Source organism: Rasiella rasia, assembly GCF_011044175.1.
GTDB lineage: Bacteria > Bacteroidota > Bacteroidia > Flavobacteriales > Flavobacteriaceae > Marinirhabdus > Marinirhabdus rasia.
The window spans coordinates 1,768,741-1,788,961 of record NZ_CP049057.1; the positions used below are offsets into that span (position 1 = coordinate 1,768,741).

22 protein-coding genes are annotated in these 20,221 nt (G+C 37.4%); 11 read left to right on the top strand and 11 right to left on the bottom strand.

The window, feature by feature from the left end; all coding sequences use genetic code 11:
• Nucleotides 1–52 precede the first annotated feature (52 nt).
• The 6 genes from G5B37_RS08050 (at nt 53) to G5B37_RS08075 (ending at nt 3,872) form a co-directional block, all read left to right on the top strand.
• Nucleotides 53–931: a cell division protein FtsX gene (locus tag G5B37_RS08050; RefSeq protein WP_164679528.1), complete on the top strand. Its 879-nt coding sequence runs from the start codon at nt 53–55 to the stop codon at nt 929–931.
• Nucleotides 915–1,286: a hypothetical protein gene (locus G5B37_RS08055; RefSeq protein WP_164679529.1), complete on the top strand. Its 372-nt coding sequence runs from the start codon at nt 915–917 to the stop codon at nt 1,284–1,286. The genes G5B37_RS08050 and G5B37_RS08055 overlap by 17 nt, the downstream gene beginning before the upstream one ends.
• 10 nt (nt 1,287–1,296) lie before the next feature.
• A complete protein-coding gene (locus G5B37_RS08060) occupies nt 1,297–1,560 on the top strand; it encodes a DUF3098 domain-containing protein (protein ID WP_164679530.1) in 264 nt (87 codons plus the stop codon).
• Nucleotides 1,561–1,563: 3 nt separating this feature from the next.
• Nucleotides 1,564–2,355 (top strand): undecaprenyl-diphosphate phosphatase, encoded by a 792-nt coding sequence (locus G5B37_RS08065; RefSeq protein WP_164679531.1) that lies wholly within the window; start codon nt 1,564–1,566, stop codon nt 2,353–2,355.
• Between the two features lies 1 nt (nt 2,356).
• Nucleotides 2,357–3,049: a tRNA pseudouridine(55) synthase TruB gene (gene truB, locus G5B37_RS08070; protein ID WP_164679532.1), complete on the top strand. Its 693-nt coding sequence runs from the start codon at nt 2,357–2,359 to the stop codon at nt 3,047–3,049.
• A 109-nt stretch (nt 3,050–3,158) separates the two neighbouring features.
• Nucleotides 3,159–3,872, top strand: coding sequence for a hypothetical protein (locus G5B37_RS08075; protein WP_164679533.1), 714 nt, complete (start codon nt 3,159–3,161; stop codon nt 3,870–3,872).
• Here G5B37_RS08075 and G5B37_RS08080 read toward each other — a convergent pair.
• Nucleotides 3,869–4,483: a thioredoxin family protein gene (locus G5B37_RS08080; RefSeq protein WP_164679534.1), complete on the bottom strand. Its 615-nt coding sequence runs from the start codon at nt 4,481–4,483 to the stop codon at nt 3,869–3,871. The genes G5B37_RS08075 and G5B37_RS08080 overlap by 4 nt on opposite strands.
• 63 nt (nt 4,484–4,546) lie before the next feature.
• On the opposite strand from G5B37_RS08080, the gene G5B37_RS08085 reads away from it, so the two are divergent.
• Complete coding sequence (locus tag G5B37_RS08085) at nt 4,547–5,110, top strand: DNA-3-methyladenine glycosylase I (RefSeq protein WP_164679535.1); 564 nt, start codon at nt 4,547–4,549, stop codon at nt 5,108–5,110.
• A gap of 1 nt (nt 5,111) precedes the next feature.
• On the opposite strand, the gene G5B37_RS08090 is transcribed toward G5B37_RS08085, so the two are convergent.
• The 5 genes from G5B37_RS08090 to G5B37_RS08110 all read right to left on the bottom strand — a co-directional run bounded on the left by G5B37_RS08090 (nt 5,112) and on the right by G5B37_RS08110 (nt 9,472).
• Nucleotides 5,112–5,462 (bottom strand): hypothetical protein, encoded by a 351-nt coding sequence (locus G5B37_RS08090; protein ID WP_164679536.1) that lies wholly within the window; start codon nt 5,460–5,462, stop codon nt 5,112–5,114.
• Nucleotides 5,463–5,612: 150 nt separating this feature from the next.
• Nucleotides 5,613–7,355: an agmatine deiminase family protein gene (locus tag G5B37_RS08095; RefSeq protein ID WP_164679537.1), complete on the bottom strand. Its 1,743-nt coding sequence runs from the start codon at nt 7,353–7,355 to the stop codon at nt 5,613–5,615.
• Between the two features lie 47 nt (nt 7,356–7,402).
• Entirely contained in the window at nt 7,403–8,059 is a 657-nt protein-coding gene (gene aat, locus G5B37_RS08100) for a leucyl/phenylalanyl-tRNA--protein transferase (RefSeq protein ID WP_164679538.1), read from the bottom strand.
• A gap of 115 nt (nt 8,060–8,174) precedes the next feature.
• Nucleotides 8,175–8,549: a DUF3127 domain-containing protein gene (locus G5B37_RS08105; RefSeq protein ID WP_164679539.1), complete on the bottom strand. Its 375-nt coding sequence runs from the start codon at nt 8,547–8,549 to the stop codon at nt 8,175–8,177.
• Between the two features lie 44 nt (nt 8,550–8,593).
• Nucleotides 8,594–9,472: a flavin reductase family protein gene (locus G5B37_RS08110; RefSeq protein ID WP_164679540.1), complete on the bottom strand. Its 879-nt coding sequence runs from the start codon at nt 9,470–9,472 to the stop codon at nt 8,594–8,596.
• Nucleotides 9,473–9,568: 96 nt separating this feature from the next.
• Between G5B37_RS08110 and G5B37_RS08115 the strand changes: the two genes are divergently transcribed.
• Together G5B37_RS08115 and G5B37_RS08120 are read left to right on the top strand one after the other, a co-directional pair.
• On the top strand, nt 9,569–10,729 hold the full coding sequence (locus tag G5B37_RS08115) for a sensor histidine kinase (protein WP_164679541.1): 1,161 nt from the start codon (nt 9,569–9,571) through the stop codon (nt 10,727–10,729).
• Complete coding sequence (locus tag G5B37_RS08120; protein ID WP_164679542.1) at nt 10,730–11,065, top strand: hypothetical protein; 336 nt, start codon at nt 10,730–10,732, stop codon at nt 11,063–11,065.
• On the opposite strand, the gene G5B37_RS08125 is transcribed toward G5B37_RS08120, so the two are convergent.
• Complete coding sequence (locus G5B37_RS08125) at nt 11,066–11,455, bottom strand: HIT family protein (RefSeq protein ID WP_164679543.1); 390 nt, start codon at nt 11,453–11,455, stop codon at nt 11,066–11,068.
• A 2-nt stretch (nt 11,456–11,457) separates the two neighbouring features.
• Nucleotides 11,458–11,934: a transcription elongation factor GreA gene (gene greA, locus G5B37_RS08130; protein WP_164679544.1), complete on the bottom strand. Its 477-nt coding sequence runs from the start codon at nt 11,932–11,934 to the stop codon at nt 11,458–11,460.
• Between the two features lie 219 nt (nt 11,935–12,153).
• On the opposite strand from greA, the gene G5B37_RS08135 reads away from it, so the two are divergent.
• Entirely contained in the window at nt 12,154–12,606 is a 453-nt protein-coding gene (locus G5B37_RS08135; RefSeq protein WP_164679545.1) for a hypothetical protein, read from the top strand.
• A 29-nt stretch (nt 12,607–12,635) separates the two neighbouring features.
• Here the strand turns inward: G5B37_RS08135 and G5B37_RS08140 are convergent, their stop codons facing one another.
• Both G5B37_RS08140 and G5B37_RS08145 read right to left on the bottom strand, forming a co-directional pair.
• Nucleotides 12,636–13,523: a T9SS type A sorting domain-containing protein gene (locus G5B37_RS08140; protein ID WP_164679546.1), complete on the bottom strand. Its 888-nt coding sequence runs from the start codon at nt 13,521–13,523 to the stop codon at nt 12,636–12,638.
• A gap of 218 nt (nt 13,524–13,741) precedes the next feature.
• Complete coding sequence (locus tag G5B37_RS08145; RefSeq protein WP_164679547.1) at nt 13,742–15,955, bottom strand: TonB-dependent receptor; 2,214 nt, start codon at nt 15,953–15,955, stop codon at nt 13,742–13,744.
• A gap of 353 nt (nt 15,956–16,308) precedes the next feature.
• Between G5B37_RS08145 and G5B37_RS08150 the strand changes: the two genes are divergently transcribed.
• Nucleotides 16,309–18,756, top strand: coding sequence for a hybrid sensor histidine kinase/response regulator (locus G5B37_RS08150; RefSeq protein ID WP_164679548.1), 2,448 nt, complete (start codon nt 16,309–16,311; stop codon nt 18,754–18,756).
• Here the strand turns inward: G5B37_RS08150 and G5B37_RS08155 are convergent.
• Nucleotides 18,753–20,102, bottom strand: a complete 1,350-nt coding sequence (locus G5B37_RS08155; protein WP_164679549.1) for a sigma-54-dependent transcriptional regulator — start codon at nt 20,100–20,102, stop codon at nt 18,753–18,755. The genes G5B37_RS08150 and G5B37_RS08155 overlap by 4 nt on opposite strands.
• Nucleotides 20,103–20,221 lie beyond the last annotated feature (119 nt).

Sequence of the window (20,221 nt, forward strand, 5' to 3'; positions counted from 1 at the left end):
TTGTTTTGTACCTTTACGGCAGTTCTAATGTATAACCAATACCCACCAAAAAATGGCATCATCTTTTGAAAAATATCAAAAACGCCGGCTTATCTCTTCTTACTTTTCGGTAGTAATTAGTATTTCGCTTGTATTATTTTTATTAGGCTTGTTAGGGTTATTGGTGTTAAACACAAAGAAAGTTGCAGATCATTTCAAAGAAAAAATAGCGCTAACAGTTTATTTAAAAGATAGCGCAAAGGAAGTAGAAATCACCCAGCTAAAGCAAAGCCTGGCTTTGGCAGAATACACCAAAACAGCAACATTTGTGTCTAAAGAACAAGCAGCAGAAGAACACGCTGCTACGATTGGCGAAAACTTCATGGACTTTTTGGGATACAATCCGTTGCAAAATAGCATCGACGTTTATATGCTTGCAGATTATGTTTCCCCAACGAAGCTAGAAGAAATTACTACAGAAATCATGACTAAAGATTTTGTAGATGAAGTGGTTTACGACAAACCTCTCATTGCCTTGCTTAATGACAATGTAAAAAAAGTAAGCTTATGGGTACTGGTAATAAGCGCTATCTTTTTATTTATAGCCGTACTACTCATTAACAGTTCTATTCGACTCTCTGTATACGCTAAGCGCTTTACAATTAAAACAATGCAAATGGTGGGCGCAACCAAACGTTTTATTAGACGTCCTTTTATATGGAAGAGTGTTAGATTGGGAATGATTGGTGCCGTATTGGCTTTAATAGGCATGGGTATTGTGTTATACTATCTAAACAAAAGCTTTCCAGAATTACAGCTCTTAGACGACCAAATTTTACTTGTTGTACTCTTTGTTGGTGTATTTTTAATCGGAATTTTTATAACATGGCTGAGTACCTTTTTTGCGACACAGCGCTTTTTAAACTTAAGAACAGATGAACTCTATTATTAAAAAAATTAGCTTGCTTATCTTTGCAGCCAGTCTTATGACGAGTTGTTTAATTCACAACCCTAAGAAAGAAGATTGTTTTATTAAAGAAATTGAAGTCGTTAAAATTTCCGAAGGTGGAGTAAAAGATTTAGTGTTTCACGACAAAGACGGTAATTTCTTTTACATTAATCGCGGACTAGAAAACGGGTTCACCATAGAAAACGCAACCGAAGCTGTTTTAAATAAAAAGGTTAAATTGCATATTGCAAACTCGTGGATGGGAGAAAACAGCAAACACATTTCGCAGTTAGAAGTAGACGGAAACATTTTATATACAGAGTTTAACGGTGATTTAGCCGTTACTTTAAATCATTAAATATTACATTTTGGGAGAACAAAAAAGAAAAGAAGAAGCTGCTAAAAACAGCACCTTTATTTTTGAAAAAAAGAACTACACCTTCATGTTAATTGGTGTTGCCTTTATTGTATTAGGGTTTATTCTAATGACCGGTGGAGGTAGTGACGATCCTAATGTTTTTAATCCAGAAATCTACAGCTGGCGGCGCATACGTTTAGCACCAGCACTTATTTTAATTGGTTTTGGAATAGAAGTGTACGCCATACTTCTAAATCCGAACAAGACCAAGTAACCTATGGAGGCATGGGAAGCCATATTACTTGGCATCATTCAAGGGTTAACCGAATTTTTACCTGTTTCATCTAGCGGACACCTAGAGCTAGGAAAGGCTATTTTGGGGGATAATTCTGTGCCCGAAGAAAGTCTTCTATTTACTGTAGTGCTACACTTTGCCACCGCCTTAAGCACCATTGTTATTTTTAGAAAAGATATTATTGAAATTCTTAGTGGTTTGCTGAAATTTAAATGGAATGAAGAAACGCAGTTTGTTACAAAAATTGCTGTTTCTATGATTCCAGCAGCTATTATTGGTATTTTATTTGAAGAGCAACTAGAATCATTCTTTGGCGGAAGCATAGCTTTTGTTGGCGCTATGCTAATTATTACGGCTCTTTTATTATGGCTGGCAGATCGCGCAAAGAACACAGGCAAAAAAGTATCGTTTGCACACGCATTCATTATCGGAATTTCACAAGCCATTGCCATGCTACCAGGAATTTCTCGTAGCGGCGCCACAATTTCTACGTCGGTATTATTAGGGAATGACAAGAGTAAGGCTGCGCGATTTTCGTTTTTAATGGTTGTCCCTTTAATTTTTGGTAAAATTGCTAAAGATGTTCTCGGCGGAGAACTTTTTTCTGAAAGCACTAATTACACTACGCTAGGTCTTGGTTTTGCAGCAGCATTTATTGCAGGCTTGTTTGCTTGTACTTGGATGATTGCCTTGGTAAAAAAGAGCAAACTAAGCTGGTTCTCTATTTACTGTCTTCTTGTTGGGGTCATCGCAATTATTGTAAGTTTTGTTTAATATGACAGCCGAAGACTATAAAAACGGACAGGTTATTTTAATTGACAAACCACTAGAATGGACTTCCTTTCAAGTGGTAAATAAGGTGCGTTGGCTCATTAGAAAACAATTCAATCTTAAAAAAATTAAAGTAGGTCATGCGGGTACTTTAGACCCTTTGGCAACTGGATTGCTGATTCTATGTACTGGTAAATTCACGAAGCAAATAGAAACATACCAAGCGCAACACAAAGAGTACACTGGTATCATAACATTGGGGGCAACGACGCCTAGTTACGATTTAGAAACAGAAATAGACAATAGGTTTGAAACAGGTTCTATTTCCGAAGAAAACATACGCAATACTACCAAACAATTTGTTGGTGATATCCAACAACAACCTCCAGTGTTTTCTGCCTTAAAGAAAGAGGGGAAACGCCTATATGAGTATGCCAGAGCGGGCGAAGTTGTTGAAATACCGAGTAGGCAAATACATATTTCAAGTTTTGAAATTACTAAGATAAACATGCCTGAAGTTTCATTTAAAGTAGCTTGCAGCAAAGGCACCTACATTAGATCGCTCGCGCATGACTTCGGAAAAGCGTTAGATAATGGAGCCCACCTTTCGGCATTACGACGTACAAAAATTGGCGATTTTTCTGTTAACAACGCAATTTCAATAGAAGCTTTTGAAAAATCTATCAAAGATTTGTAGAAAATCCTATAAGTAAAAGGAGCCGCTCAACACAATTGTAGATTGAGCGCTATCATAACAACCCGTTAATTTTCAAGGTGTTTTCAAGAAAATTTCAGTACTTGCAATTATGAATTTTAACTATTCATATCGTTCGTTTTTAATCACTTGCCTACTTTTTGCTATATTTTTTCTTGCACTCTATAGCTGGAAGTTGGGAAAAGGGCAAGAACCTTTTAATCCTAAATACGATATAGAATATACCGAAACTGATCCGCTTTTAGAAGAAGAGCAAGATGAACTGGCGCTTTCTGAGCTTGAGAAAACTATCATAGAGACAAACCGCGCCTACAATGAGGCCGAAGCTTTTTTAGAAGAAGGTACAGACGCAGAAGAAGAAAGCCTTGAATCTAAACTAGCCCAAATGGACGCGGCTATTACCGAGGGGTTAACAAACAACTCGAACGCCACCATAAAAGCTGCCAAAGAAAAAGTAAATGAAACTTTTGAAACATCTCTGAGTAAAGAAGAAGGCAATAAAAAGGCTACAAAAGGTAGCAACCGTAAAACAACTATTCGGTATAGGCTAAAAGACCGAAATGCCTTAGACTTACCCAACCCTGTATACATCTGTGAAGGTGGCGGCAACATTGTTATATCAATTGAGGTGAACGAGCTTGGTAAAGTAACCAAGGCCACCTATAACAAAGGACTGTCTACTACCACAAATGGCTGTCTCATAGAAAGCGCGTTGAACTACGCTAACGATTCCCGATTTACAACCTTAGCGGGTAAACCAAGTCAGTTAGGCACTATTACATATAGCTTTCCCGGACAAGATTAGTCGATTAAACGCGCTAAATCTTCAAATATATTTTGGCCTTTGTCTTTGGTGTACCAAACTTGCAGGTCTCTCTTAAACTCTGGAGTGAGTGTACCATGTGCTGCTTTAAAATCATTTACCATTTTTGTTGCCACCGATGGGCGTGGACCCCAACTGGTAATCACTTTATTCTTTTCGGTATCAAAGACTATTAATTTGGGAATAGAGCGACTTCCGTTGGTTAAAAAGGCGTCCATTAATTCGGGATGTTCATCTCTCAAAACAACACTTAATGTGATTCCTTCTGCTAAATCGGCTACTTTTTGCATTGCTGGCATGCTTTGAGCTGCATCACCACACCAACTCTCGGTTAACACCAACCATTGTTGTTTGCTCGACGTGTTTTTAAATGCAGTTGCCACAGCTTCAGGTATTTTAAGCGTTTTGTCTAATCTACGCATACGCGCATTGCTTAACTGGGTGTATTCGCTTAGCGCTTCTGTTTGGATAGCTCCTGTGCTAGTTTCTTGCTGCGCATGAGCCGCAACTAATTCTCTATAGGCTGTATAATCTGTTGCCTCAGTCATAGCCTTAGCTACAAGTACTTCTTTTGTTTTTTCTGAAATTTTCATATGCACTAAGACGTAAAAAAAAATAATAACTTACTACCTTTCGACATCTTCAAAAATAAAACTATGAAAAAAAATCGCTGTTGGTGGTGTGGTGACGATCCTTTATACATTTCTTATCATGATGAAGAGTGGGGAGTGCCTGTAAAAGACGATGAACGCCTGTTCGAATTTTTAATTTTAGAAACTTTTCAAGCTGGGTTAAGTTGGATTACCATACTTCGAAAACGCGAAAATTTCAGAAAGGCATTCGACAATTTCGACTATAAAAAAATTGCAAAGTATTCTGAGAATAAAATTGAGGCTTTGTTACAAGATGCAGGAATTATACGAAATAGATTAAAAGTTCGTGCTACTGTTAGTAACGCTCAAGCTTATATGAAAGTTCAAGAAGAGTTTGGCTCTTTTAGCGATTATATTTGGGGATTTGTAGATGGCACCCCTATTAAAAACCAACTAAAGTCTAAAGAAAATGTTCCCGCCAACACCACATTGAGTGATACTATTAGCAAAGATTTAAAAAAGCGGGGATTTAAATTTGTGGGCAGTACTGTGGTTTATGCTCATATGCAAGCTACAGGCATGGTAAATGACCACCTTGTTGATTGTTTCCGTTATACGCAGGTATAAATTAGTTTCTGGCTGCGGTGGCCACAGCAAGGTATTTATTATTTTTTGCTGAAACTTTAAGTGCACGAAGTGTCTGCTTATAGCGATGCTTGGCGGCTGCATCTTTAGGCATCTCTAGGTCAAACCATTTTTCGAACCACTTTTTAGCTTCTTTATAATTACTTCGGAAATATTGAGCCATTGCCAACTCTTTATAAATTTCGAGCGTAGGATAACCTTCCTTAACAACTTGTTCGTAGACTTTTACAATATCTACATCTGTGTTTACATCTGTCTTCTTAGTCTGGGCAGTCACAGACAGACTACAGAATAGGGCGAGACACACCGCTACTATAAGGTGAAAATTTTTCATAAGCTTGGGACTTTAGAAATAAGTAGTAGCAATATGATAAATATCTGATTAAAAACCAAATATATCCCATGAAATACACGAAACTATAACATTAATACGAAAAAAGCCACAAATAAATGTGGCTAAATTCAATGTTTTACATGCCTTATTTTAGCGCTTTAGCAGCTTCCTTACTGTAGTACCTTGGGCAGTTGTAAGTGAAACAAACAACGTTCCAGACCAGTTAGACTGCAATGGCATACGTAATACTCCTCCATCTACACGTTCTGTACTAGCATGTAGTGTTTGCCCCAATAGATTTGTAATAGTTACATCTACCGCGGTAATATCCTGACTAAATCTGAACGACATTTCTGTTGTTGCCGGATTAGGGAAGGGCCCCATTACACGATTTGCCTCTAAGTTTGCTAATCCAAGTGAACCGTCTAAAACAATAGACCAATATCCTTCTGGAGCTACTATTGGGCGAACCATTGATTTACCAGATGTAGCCTCTGCAGAGATATAATATTGAATATCTTCTGTAGTTTCTGGAATTGCAATAGTCGCTTCCCACATATCGGCACCTACCGATGTCATTGCGCTCTCTGTCCAGGTAGTTGCACTTTCTTCTTTCCAAAATACAGATGCAGTAGTAATACCAGAGATATGCTTTATTTGAGCTTCTACAGTAACATTTGTATTTGCTTCGGCTTCCTTAATTTTTTGATGAACAATCCATAGCGGCTCATCTACACCTATGGTATGTGTAATACAATGAATAGCACCAACTTGAGAAATTAAATTTTCTCCAGAGTTATCTACATCTATACCTACAATATTGTACCCAGGCATCATTTCTTGCCATTGCTGTAATGCGGGCCCATCAACTTCTGGTCTGTAGATAGGTAGTAAAATTGATTTGTTCACAAAGATGGCGTTGGTAAAGTTTCTATAAAACCCTCCGTTGTCTGGATAGTTACCTGAAGTACTTGGCGGTGCATCAATCCACTTTACATCGTATGGTGTACCAAATGGCGATTGAAAATTATTTAGTACGTAGTTGATGTTCTGTTCTATTTGCGGCCCGTCTGCCACCCCTTCTGGATATTTACTCACCAACAACGTTTCTTCATCTAACAACTTTAGGTGCATATCGATATGATTAATGACATCAAAAGGCAATGCTGTCATTTTAATATAGGTGTCAATACCCATATAATCACTCATAATCTGATCTATTTGTGCTTCGGTTTTAGGAGATACTCCGTAAGGATTACCTGGCTCATTTTCTTCTAGAATTAATTCTGAAGCAAATGCATTTCCTAGTCCATCGCTCATAAAATTTCCGCCGGTATTCACCAAATCGTTAGTTCCTGAATCTGTTACATAAATTGGAACACCAGTAGTACTTGCGTGGGCTAAAGGCATTACATTATCATTAGGCCTCGGACGATTATAAATCCAATCTACAAGAGCTCGTTCACCTACATCATCACTATAAACTGTATTACCCGCATAGTCGCGAATCCAGATACTGTCCCAATCTTCATCCATAAAGGTGATATTGGCAAGACTAATACCGTTAGAAGTTAAATAATTAGAAACAGAAGTTTCGTTTTGTGTGGTAATAATTACCTTACATTCTTGAACACCTACTTCTACTATCTGACGTAAAATATTCTCAAAATTGGGTTCCCAAGTTACAACTAGGTATTCTACTTCTTCCCATTCGGCCATGGTACGCACGGGTCCTGTTGGGGGTGGTGTACGATTGGCATTGCTAAATGGAAAATCGTTTAACTGAAGTTTTTCTCCTTCAGTCAGATAATTAGGCAACGGCTGCTCTTGTGCAAACATAAATGTGCTCAAGCAAACTAAGAAAAGCAGTAAAAGTGGGGTATTCTTTTTCATAAAAAAACAAATTGAATTGATTGCGAATATACGGAAATAATTTACGATTAATATGCTGAATGGCTTTGCGTTAACAACTCCATAAATGAACTTCTTGAGATTTCTTTTGCGCCAAAACGCTCTAAATGAGACGTGTACACCTGACAATCTATTATTTGGTAATTCTCACCGGCGCAACGGTTAATGAGCGATTCAAAACCAACCTTAGAAGCATTACTTTCAAGACTAAACATACTTTCTCCGCAGAAAACCTTCTGTTCTGGAAGGTCTATTCCGTAGCCACCCCCAACTAAAACTATATCTCTCCAAACTTCAAATGATAATGCATGCCCAAGTTTGTGTAACTTTTGGTACGCACATATCATCTCTTTTGTTATCCATGTGCCCTGCTGCCCCGCTCTTTTTACACATGCGCATTGCTCAATAACTGCATCAAAATTTTTATTAAAGGTAACTGTGAACTCCTGTTTTCGAATCACCTTTTTTAGCGACTTAGAAATTGTAACATCTTCTAAAAAAAGAACCATACGCGGATTGGGACTCCACCAAAGAATGGGCTGATTTGCTTCGTACCAAGGAAAAATTCCCGACCTATATGCAAGTAGTAATCTTTCCGTAGAAAGATCGCCTCCTATGGCAAGCAAGCCATCGGGATTTGCCTCTTCTACCTTTGGAAAAAGCAGTTCTTTTGAAAGTACCTTCATTAAAAAATAGGTCGTTTATAGTTAAACCACCTTACTATTTATATTTCAGCAAGATGTTTCGTAAAAATAAAAAATCCCGCCTAACGGCAGGATTTTAACTATATGTTATTATTCCTTAGAATGGAAGATCATCGTGATCATCTTCATTCAGATTTGTTGCAGGTTCAAAGGCATCTGCGGGGGGCATTGGAGGCATATCTGCTGCAACAGATTGATCTATATTTTCAATTCTCCAACCCTGAATAGAGTTAAAGTACTTTGTCTCTCCTTGTGGATTTACCCATTCACGACCACGTAGGTTAATGCTCACCTTCACATTTTGCCCAACTTGATACGTATTTAAAAGGTCTGTTTTATCTTGCACAAACTCAATCATTATGTGTTGTGGATATTGCTCTTCTGTAGTCACAACCAATTCTCTCTTTCTAAAACCATTGCTTCCATAGGTTTTAGTTTCGTCTATCATTTTAATTTTTCCTTGTACTTCCATATTCATCATCCGTTATATCGGATTCCTTATTAATTAAACTTATTTTATTTTTTAGACAGCAACAAACACCACGCTTGATGCACGTCTCCAGTGCTCAAAAGTGCTTGTGCTTCTGTGTGTATTTCTGCTTCTGTACCCGACATAATTAAGTATTGATACGGCTCAGATGCTTGGTTCACAAAGGTACTAATTTCATCTTCATTAGGCAACGCTTCAACGTTCGCAAGCATCCCTAAATCGTTACCCGTCAAAGTTTTACTTAAACGTACGGCAAGTGGCAATCTATCTACACCAATACCTAGAGTGCGCAACGGTTTTTCAACTTCAAACAGCCCATCTTTTGCTCTCGAGTACCAATTTCCACCCATTCTTGCAACGGTGTCAATTTTAAGTGGATCTATTTTCTGTTCATCATCTAGCACAGCCTCATCTATATGTACATGTACAACTTCACACAACACCAAATTACCTGCACCGCCTTCATTTCCTAAGTGAATAACGTCCGTTACTTTACATTCAAATTGAACCGGGGCTTCTTTAACACGTGGCGGTTTTACAACAGATGACGGGATTTGAGTAAAACCCGCTTTTATAAACTCATTTACACCTTTGTCATACTCTGTAGAAGAAAGACTCATTTGTTGAACCATAGCATGACTCACAATGTTAATAACCACTTCTTTGGTCTCCAGTACATTCTCTAACGTATGCTTGGTTGTATTATCACGAACCCTTCGTGCCGGTGAAAAAATCATGACAGGTGGGTTTGCACTAAACACATTAAAAAAACTATACGGAGAAAGGTTCACATTGCCCTCTGCATCTACTGTGCTTGCAAAACAAATAGGTCTAGGCGATACTGCGCCTAACAAATACCCATGTAACGCGCCAACTGAAATTGCTTTTGGATCTATACTTAGCATAGCACAAATGTACCCAATGTGACTAGTTATTGAAAACATAGCAACACAATAATATTAACATAATTACTTTATATTTAGAACTGGAAAAAACAATCTATGTACAATAGAAAATCACTAGTACGCTATATTCTTATTCTTATCTCATTTCTAATTGTAGCACTCGTTGGGTGGAACACTTACGTTTTCTTCGATATTTTGAAACAAAATGAGCGTTCTAAAATGCAGATTTGGGCTTTTGCACAACAAGACCTGCAGGAACAGATGTTAAGTAGTAACCAAGTAATGAGTGATGTGGTGCTTAAAGTAATTGAAGGCAACACCACCACCCCCATGGTCATGCACAATCTAGAAAACGACAGTTATGACTATAGAAACATTGAACTTCCAAAAATGGATTCTCTAAAATTGAGAGCCCAAATGATAGAACTTTCTAAAGAATTTTCTCAAGAATACAAACCCTTAGAGGTAAAGTACGAGGGCAAGTTGCTCACTGTGATTTACTACGGAAACTCTCCTATTATCACAAAACTTAAATACTATCCGGCGTTACTCATAATTATCTTAATTCTTGTTTTTACCGCGGTATATTTCTTTTACCGAACTGCCAAAAGCGCTGACCAAAATAAACTTTGGGCAGGTATGGCGAAAGAAACTGCACACCAAATTGGCACACCACTATCGTCGCTTGTTGGATGGACTGAAATTTTAAAAACTGAAAATGTAAACCCAGATTACATTTTAGAAATTGAAAAAGACATTGACAGATTACAGACTATAACCGAGCGATTTTCTAAAATTGGTTCTGCGCCCACGTTAGAGCGCACAGATCTTGTTTCTGAAACTACGCAAACTTATGATTATTTAAAAGCGCGTAGCTCTAAGCTTATAGACTTTGAATTAGACGTGCCAGAAAAACCTATATATGTGTTGCTTAACCAGCAGTTATTTAGTTGGACAATAGAAAATTTAGTTAAAAACGCAATAGACGCTATGAAAGGAAAGGGTAAAATTGTAGTAACGATTTCCCAAAAAGGCAACAAAGCATTTCTAGATGTCTCTGATACTGGAAAAGGTATTCCAAAGCGAAACCATAAAAAAGTATTTCACCCAGGCTTTACTACAAAGAAACGGGGCTGGGGTCTTGGCTTGTCACTAGTAAAAAGAATTATAGAAGAGTACCACAATGGAAAAATACGTGTCCTAAGGAGTACCCCAAAAGGCACAACCATGAGTATCATGCTTACAGAAATAACCTAAATGAAGACTACACATACCATTCATACCGCCAGCTTAAATAACAACTGCCCTATCTGTTATGGAAAAGATGGACTGCAACTTGAGTTTACCCAACAAAAAAAGGAAAACAAATTCTACGAAAAAGCTCTAAGCGAAATTTCATCTACCATGCATTGCTCTACCTGTAATAGTGCCATTTTTCCAGTAAATTGGACAGAAGATATAGAACGGGTTTATGAGTACAACAGAAAATTAGCGAAACCACTACCAACAGCAATTAGACTTAAACCCTTGTTTTATCTCATTATTCTAGCAGATGCACTGCTAGTTGGCGCACTGATTTATTATTTTGCGTAGTTATAAATTTTTCTGAATGTCAACCGCGAGAGCAGCCAGCTCTTCTTGGGTCATCTTAATTTTATGCTGAAAAGACATATCTTTCATCTCGTTGATTGGAATTAAATGCACATGCACATGCGGTACTTCCAGCCCTATAACTGAAACTCCTATTCTATCACAAGAAACTGTTTTTTCTAGCGCTTTTGCTACTTGTCTTGAAAATTGCATGAGTTGCAAATAATCTTGTTCACCAAGATCAAACAGCTTATTTACTTCTTCCTTAGGAACACAAAGTGTGTGTCCCTTGGCGTTGGGATTAATGTCTAAAAAAGCAATGAATTTATGATCTTCGGCAATTTTATGACAAGGAATTTCGCCTTCTATAATCTTAGTAAAGATAGACGCCATAATTAATCTCTTGATATTTCAACAATATCAAATTTCATAGTACCATTAGGCACCTGAATTTCTGCTACATCACCAACTTTTTTACCTAAAAGCCCTTTTCCTATAGGTGAATCTACTGAAATCTTACCCGTTTTAAGGTCTGCCTCACTCTGTGCAACCAATTTATAGGTCATGGTAGCCCCATTGGTTTGGTTCTTTATTTTTACGGTAGAATGAACCAATACTTTGCTGGTGTCTAGTTGACTTTCGTCTATAAGTCTTGCGCCAGATAAGGTATCTTCTAATTTAGAGATACGCATTTCTAACATTCCTTGTGCTTCTTTAGCAGCGTCATATTCGGCATTTTCACTTAAATCACCTTTATCTCGTGCTTCAGCAATAGCTTGAGAAGCCTTAGGACGCTCAACATCTTTTAACTGGTTGAGTTCGTCTCGTAATTTTTTTAATCCTTCGGCAGTATAATAAGATACTTTACTCATAATTCCTTCGTTCTAATCTTGTAATTAATTTTCAGACTATGTAAATAGTCTATATACAAAAGATTCCCGCCTGTGCGGGAATGGAAAAATCCCATACGTTGACGGGATTTCATGATGCAAATATACTAAAAAATAACTTGTTGTCTATTTTGTCGTACTTTTGAGACTCGTGAAATACCGACAATACAATATACAAAAACCTCTAATAATAACCCTATTTTGAGATTAAGAACAAACAAAATACTCGCTACATTATTTGCCCTTGCCTTTTTATTTGCATGTAAGAGTGATGACGACACCTTAGATCAGAATCCTTTTTTAATTAATCCGCTAGTTAACATTAGCTTAAACCTTAATTTACCTGAGTATAATGCGTTAAATTTCCCTGGCGGTAGTGTAACATTGGCACCTCCGCAAGGAATTAAAGGTGTAGTTATTTATAACATCAATAATACGGAATACAGCGCTTTTGAATTAAGTGACCCTAACCACACCCCTAACTCATGCTCTCGTATGGAAATTGAAGGAGTTTTTGCAACGTGCACCTGCACTACCGACAACAATGAGTATAACATCATAACAGGACAACATACTTCTCCAGACGAGACTTTGTACCCAATGCTACGTTACAATGCCGTTAGAAACGGTAATACTATTCAGGTATCAAATTAGACACTACTTAAACTAATCCGTATCAGTTTTTAAGACACAAGCAACTTTTTAGTTACTAGTAATTGGTTCTTCGAATAGATTTGATAAAAATATAAGCCACTTGGCAGTAATGAAACGTCTAAGGGTGTGTTTTTTGCTGAAATCGGCGCTTCATAGAAAACCCTTCCATTTATATCAAAAATTTTGATTCGAGCGCTGTTGATTGGCAAAGGAAGTGATAATGTTGCCTTATCATGAGCAGGATTTGGTGTGATGCTTATTTGACTTAAATCAAATTCATCTACTCCCGCTGTAGTTTCTTCACAGGCATCATCCGTTTCTGTTATTTCATGGCCGTCCACCTTAATGGTTTCACCGTTGTTTGTAAAGCATCTTAGCCTAACTTCAAGGTCGAATATAATCCCTCCAGGGCCAATTCCCGCTGTAGAGCCAATTCCTTCTATCCAAATCTCTTCTTCACCGCCAAGGTCAAATTGTACACCATCATGATAATATGCCGTATAAAGAACTTTTCTATCTTCTCCTAAAATAAACTGCGATTGAACGTCTACAATCCTAATTTCATCAATATCTTCTGAAGTATCTAGTACAAGACAATTATCAAACAAATCTTCTTTAAATAAAGAATCTCCAATTTCCAATGTAAAATCTAAATACACATCTTCACTCTGGTCGTCATTTAAAATATACACAACCCCATTTTCTTCTCGAAGCAAGCAGGTCTCATTTTTTAAGGCTTTATAGACTTTGCCATTAACAATTTCTTCACCTATTATTTGAGTAATAAATATTCCTTCGCATTCTCCAAAAAAACAATATTGTGTGCCCCATTTATTGCCATCTTGTAACATGGGTATATAGTCTTGTGCTGTTAACGAGGACGAAATTAGCAGCATTAGCAGAAGTAACCTTTTCATAGTAATATAATTAAGCTAGACCTACCTAGCTATGATTGCATACTGTAAGTTACTAAAATATAATCGATATCTGTTGGCAAAAAACATGCTCCGCTTATGTCTTTAGCATTAGCGGAGCATTCAATAAAATAATGGTAACTGATTTCGCTTTGAGACTTCCCTATGACCTACACCTGCCCTTCGCTCAGTACGTCTAACATTATAGATATTTCAAGAGATTAAAATTTTACCGTTGCGCCAACTAAGAAATTTATGGTTGCCTGAGGAAAAAACCCAGCTCCTTCTACTGTGGTTACGGCTGGCGGATTGCTAAAGTCGTCGTCAAACGTGAAAAAATAACCGTTGCTAACATACTCCACATTAAACAAGTTGTTTACCAAACCTTGTAACACTACCTCCCTTACAAAAGGCACTTTCTTAAGCGTATAGTTTATGTTTAAATCGTTTATAAAATAGCTCTCCAATTTTGAAACTTCACTGTCTATATTTCCCATAAATTGTTCTCCAACAAATTTTGAAAGAAACCCAATTTCCAAGTTTGTAGCTGGACGATATAAAATTGCATTTCCAGCAACTATTTCTGGTGAATATGAAATGTTTGTATTACCTAGATTTACCAATTGTCCATCACGAGAGAAGAAAAAATCTTTGTTTTTATTAGTACTTAAAGCAATATTTGGTAGTACCGAAAGATTATCTAAAACTGAAATTTGAGCATCTATCTCAATTCCTAGTCTATAGCTGTTTCCACTTGTGGTACGAATAGGAGCGCCTACATCGTTTAAAGCTCCAGAAAGTACTAACTGGTTCTTATAATCCATATAGAAAAGGTTACTATTTACTTGAACTTTATCTGAACCGAAACGCCACCCTAATTCAAAATCATCGAGCGTTTCTGCAGTAAACAGATCTTCTTCAAAATCGCTACGACGTGGCTCTCTGTTTGCCCTTCCGTAGGAAGCGTAAAATTGATTCTTTTCATTTAGCTGAAACGAAGCTCCTGCTTTGGGATTGAAGAAATCGTATGTAACGTCTACATTAAGAGGTTGTCCATCACTTTCAATTCCGCTGGTTTTATGAGTAACAAACCTACCTTGTAAATCACCAAATACACTCCACTGCGTATTTATGCGATAGGTTGCTTTTCCAAACACAGTAAATTCATCTTTATCACCTGTTCCAGCATAATAACGTTCTTTGTAGTCGTACCCAATAGGGAATTCGCTCCAGAGAATTTCACCAAAGTGGTCACCATCGTACATACTAAAGAAAACACCTCCAGAGATGTCCCAACTTGCATCCTTATAATTTGCATTGGCATTAACTGCATAAAAGTCGTTATCTAACCACCGGCGTCTAATATAATCAGTTGAAGAAATGGTTTCGCCATTTAATTCAATCGGTTCTGCACCTAAGAAATCAAATTGGCTATCACCACTAAAAAGCACATTCGTATAATAAAAATCATCTACATATTGTTCAAAATAACCCCTTCCGTAGGTATAGTTTAAGGATACATTTGTACTCCAATTGTTATTGAAACGCTGGTTCCACAACAGTTGATAATGATCTTGCGCGTAGTTATCTACCTCATTATCGTAATACCCTTGAAAGTTTCCATTTGCATCAAATTGTTGCCCTACAGTATTAAAGGTTCGGTCTGTGGCTAAAGTTGCTGCGTCAATTCCGTAATATGCCTGATAGGTTTCTTCTCTCCCTCCAAACGTAATAGCCTTTACCAATGTGTTGGCATCTTTATACGCAGCTTGAAGAAAATATGACTTTAAATCGCTTGAAGCGCGATCAATATAACCATCACTTTGAATGGTAGACAGTCGGCCAGAAAGTTCTAAATGATCCATAAGCAGACCAGTGCTAAATTTTACATTATGTTTTCGTGTATTAAAAGATCCAAAGCTGTTAGCTATTTCTCCATAGGCTTCTTTAGACACGGCATCGGTAAGTAAATTAAGACTTGCACCAAATGCTCCAGAACCATTGGTAGATGTACCCACACCACGTTGCAATTGTAAACTTTGCACCGAAGAAGCAAAATCTGGAAGGTTCACAAAAAATGTTCCTTGACTTTCGGCATCGTTAAAGGGAATGCCATTTAGGGTTACATTAATTCTGGAAGCATCACTACCGCGTACTCGTATATAGGTATATCCAACCCCGGCACCCGCATCACTTGTTGTAACTACAGACGGCAGATAATTTAACAATACAGGGATGTCCTGCCCTAGGTTTCGCTTTTCAATCTCTTCTTTTGAAAGGTTGGAGTGTGTAATTGGAGAATCTGCCTCTACACGAATAGATTTAACCAGAACTTCTTCTAGGTTTTCAACAGCGGTAGAGTCTTGTTGTTGTGTTTGTGCCAACATGGTGGTGGCAACTAATGCAAAAAAGGTAGTAAATCGTAACGTTTTCATTCGTAAATAAATTTAGTTTACGAATAAAAGGGGCGTTATTCTGTTGTTTGTTAGTTTAAATTCCAGCAGTTGGTATCTCCAGCCCGCTGGCCAGCACCTCGCTAAAAATGCCCATTAGACATTTTCTTAACGCTTGGCTTCCTAAACAGCATTACCTGTTCTAGGTTCTATGGGTATAATCTCAGCCAAAAAGATTTAAACTTTAAATTTTAGATTTTTGAGTATGATTCAAAAACTATCATTTGCTATTCGTTAATCAATTTAGCACCCCTTTGAGATGTGGGGCAAAAGTACGGAAGGCAATCTAAATAATCGGTATGTTTCGTGTTGTTTTTCTGTATCTTTACTAGGCGATGAACAAACCTAAAACAACTCGCTTTCCCTTAAAGATTATCGTAAGCTACCTTGTATTGGCGGCACTTGCGGTAATTGTGAGTGTGTTTTTATTTTCTGAATTACGCACCTACCTAGATGCTGCTAATAATAATGATGGAAAAAAAGTAGTAGAAACTGGTTCTCTTATCAATTTAGTTTATGAAACAGACAGTTTTTCCAGATTGGCGTTACTTTCTGAAGACGAAGCAGATTTTGAACGATTTCAACTTCAAGTAGATTCCCTGTATCAGTCTATAGCCGATTTCAGAAATTCTACTTCAGACGAAAGTCAGAAAACGCAATTAGATAGTATAAAACGTCTTCTGATTTCAAAAAACAAGAATATTATTGCCTTGCGCGAGCTTTCTATGGAAATGAACGCCGATGCCTCTTTAGACGATATCTTGAGGGAACTCAACAACCTAGAAGACAACATGGGCAAGTCTACGTTGAGCAACACCTTGAACCCTAAATGGCGAAGCAAAAAAGAGCGGGAGTCTTGGGAAAACATTATAAAGGTCTTTAATTATAACAAAGGTATAGACACAATGAAGGTGCCAGCCAAGCTCATAGATTCTACGCTATCTGCCACCCGATTTATTGTAGCCGAAGCCAAGTATCTTAGAAATAAAAATCGTGAAGAGCTTAAAGCCAGAGAAGCAGAACTCATTGCAAACGATTTGGTGATTTCAAAAAACTTGCAGGAGCTTATCATCACCTTCGACAACCAGATAACCAAAAACTACCTAAAAGAAAAAACAACACAACAACGCTCTATGCAAAAAGCAAGTAGCGTACTAAAAATAAGCGGCATTGTCGGGCTGATTGTTATTTTACTTTTCTCTTATATCATCATTTCAGACTTTTTTAGAGCTGAAAAGCTACGGAAAAAATTACGCCTGGCTAAAGAAACTACAGAAGAGGTTTTACGAAGTAGAGAACAGCTTATCGCTACAGTAAGTCATGACCTTAAAACTCCCTTGCACACTATTTCAGGCTATACCGAACTATTTAAAAACACCCCACTCACCGAAAAGCAGACCTATTATACCGATCAAATTGCAAGTGGCTCTAGATTTATCACAAACTTAGTTAATGACTTGCTCGATTTCTCAAAACTAGAGGCAGGAAAACTTAAAATAGATCATATTGCATTTTCATTGCACAACATTCTTTTTGAATCTGGACATGCAGTAAAAGACAGGTATGGAGATAAGCCCGTTGCTCTTAACTTTACAATTTCCGAAGAATTAGAAAAGTGTTATTTTAAAAGTGACCCGCTGCGAATTAGGCAGATTGTTTTAAATCTGGTGAGCAACGCCTTTAAATTTACAGAAAGTGGCACTGTACATATTATAGCTGAAATTGTCTCGAAAAAGAAAAAACAAACAAAAGTTAAAATCACGGTTAAGGATTCTGGTATAGGCATATCGCCTGAAAAGCAAGAATTAATTTTTAAAGAATTTACTCAAGCCGATGAAGATACTTCTAGAAAATTTGGAGGCACTGGTCTTGGACTTGCTATTTCAAAAAAGCTCGTAGGTTTATTAGGTGGCAAAATTTCTGTGATTAGCGAGGTAAATCATGGAAGTTCTTTTTCAGTAGTACTACCGCTTGAGCCTGTATCAGATAACGAATTGCTTAGTGCCGAAGAACATATGGTTTCAAAAGGCACGCTATCTGAAAGAAATCTACAAGCACTCGTTTTTGACGACGACCCGTCCATGCGCTCTTTACTTAAAGAAGTGCTAGAACAAGAAGGAATAGCATGTACAGCATTCGAGAAATTTTCTGAATTTGAAACCGTAGCAGGCGCTGTAGATTATGATTTTGTTTTAACCGATATACAAATGCCTGACACTAATGGATTTGAAGTATTAAAATGGCTAAGAACAAAAGCAGGAATGGGATACAATCAACAACCAGTTATTGCCATGACGGGTAACCAAACGCATAAAAGCGAACACTATTTCGAGCAAGGTTTTTGTGATATACTCTACAAACCATTTCATAAAAGCACACTTCTAAATACACTTCACACCCTTTTTGACACAGGAACAGTACTAAATCAAACGCACAATGCTGCACCTACTAGCAAAGCAACAAGTTACGATTTAACCATGTTGAAGTCTTTTATCACAGACAAAGTTGCTCTTAATGAGATCATTTCAGTATTCTTAATTCAGACCTATGAAGACATGGAAACTTTGCGCAAAGCAATAGATGAAGACGATATAGAAACGATTAAAGCTATTTCGCATCGAAAATTAACGATGACCCGACAAATTGAAGCAAACAAGGTAGTTTCTATACTCGAACAAATGGAATTAATCACCACTATAGACCCTTCATTTGCAGAACTTTTTGCAACGTTAGAAGACGCTATTAATGAATTAGTAAGCGAATTGGAACAGGAAATTGACTAGAGTTCAATTTGATATTGTTTCAGCTTATTGTAGAGTGTTTTCCTGGTAATATTTAATAACCTAGCGGCTTTTGCCTTGTTATTTTGCGCCTCTTCTAAAGCGTTAATAATAAGTAATCTTTCATTGGTATCTTTAGAAAAATCCTTCTTAGGAGCAGCTTCAGTTTCGAGAATAACTTCACGTGGGATAACATCTATAGGAATATAAGACGTGTTTGTTAGTAACACAGCACGCTTGATTACATTTTTAAGCTCTCTCAAATTACCTGGCCAGCTGTATTTTTTAAAGGCAGTTTCAACCATTTTATCTAAGCCCTTGATCTGCTTGCCCAACGATATATTAGCTTGTTCTAAGAAGAATTCTGTAAAAAGAAATAAATCCTCTTTTCGCTCATGCAATGAGGGAATATGCACCGAAAATTCATTTAGCCTATGGTATAAATCTTCTCGAAAAGTGCCCAAGTTTACTGCCTTCGTTAAATCTTCATTTGTAGCAGAAATAATCCGTAAATCTACTTCAATTTCGGCATTGCTACCCACTGGTTTAATTCGTCTCTCCTGTAACGCACGGAGAAGTTGAATTTGATTTTCATAAGAAAGGTTCCCTACTTCATCTAAAAAAAGAGTCCCTCCATCTGCCGCTTGAAAATGACCTATTTTATCATTAACAGCTCCAGTAAAACTTCCTTTCACATGCCCAAAAAATTCACTCGCAGCAATTTCTTTAGGAATAGCCCCACAGTCTACAGCAATAAATGGCTCATTTCGGCGCAGGCTAGTATCGTGAATTGCCTTAGCCGCTACCTCTTTACCAGTGCCACTTTCTCCCTGAATAAGAACGCACATATTGGTTGGCCCAACGAGGTTAATATATTCGTTAAACTTTTTAGAAACCTCACTAATACCCTTTACAAAAGGAACATCAACACTTTGTTTTGTTGCTTTTTTTTCAGTTACCTCGGGTTTATCTCGGTCATCCAGACTGAACATCTCTGATGACTGGTCTAAAATCATAAGAAGTTCTTCAGGTCTAAAAGGCTTTGAAATATAATCGATTGCACCCTTCTTTATAGCATCGACAGCAGAAGTAACATCTGCATACCCAGTCATAATAAGCACCTTGGTACCAGGAGCACTTTCTTTACACAACTCTAATAATTCAATGCCATTGGTATCAGGCAATTTTAGATCTGTAATCACAACCTCGAAGGCCCTATCTGCTATCATCTTTCTTGCCTCTGCACCATTATGCGCGGTAACCACGGTTCTTTGGTTTCGTTCTAGAAAGGTAGCAAGCATAGCTGCAAAAGCTACATCATCTTCAACTATTAAAATGCGCTGACTCATATTTTAGATTCGTATACGTAAAAATAAAGAATATGATGCATTATATAAATGAATACTGTGATAATTAGTAGGTGATACACAAGAAAAAAAATTGGAGAATTATAAAAAAAGGGTGCCCC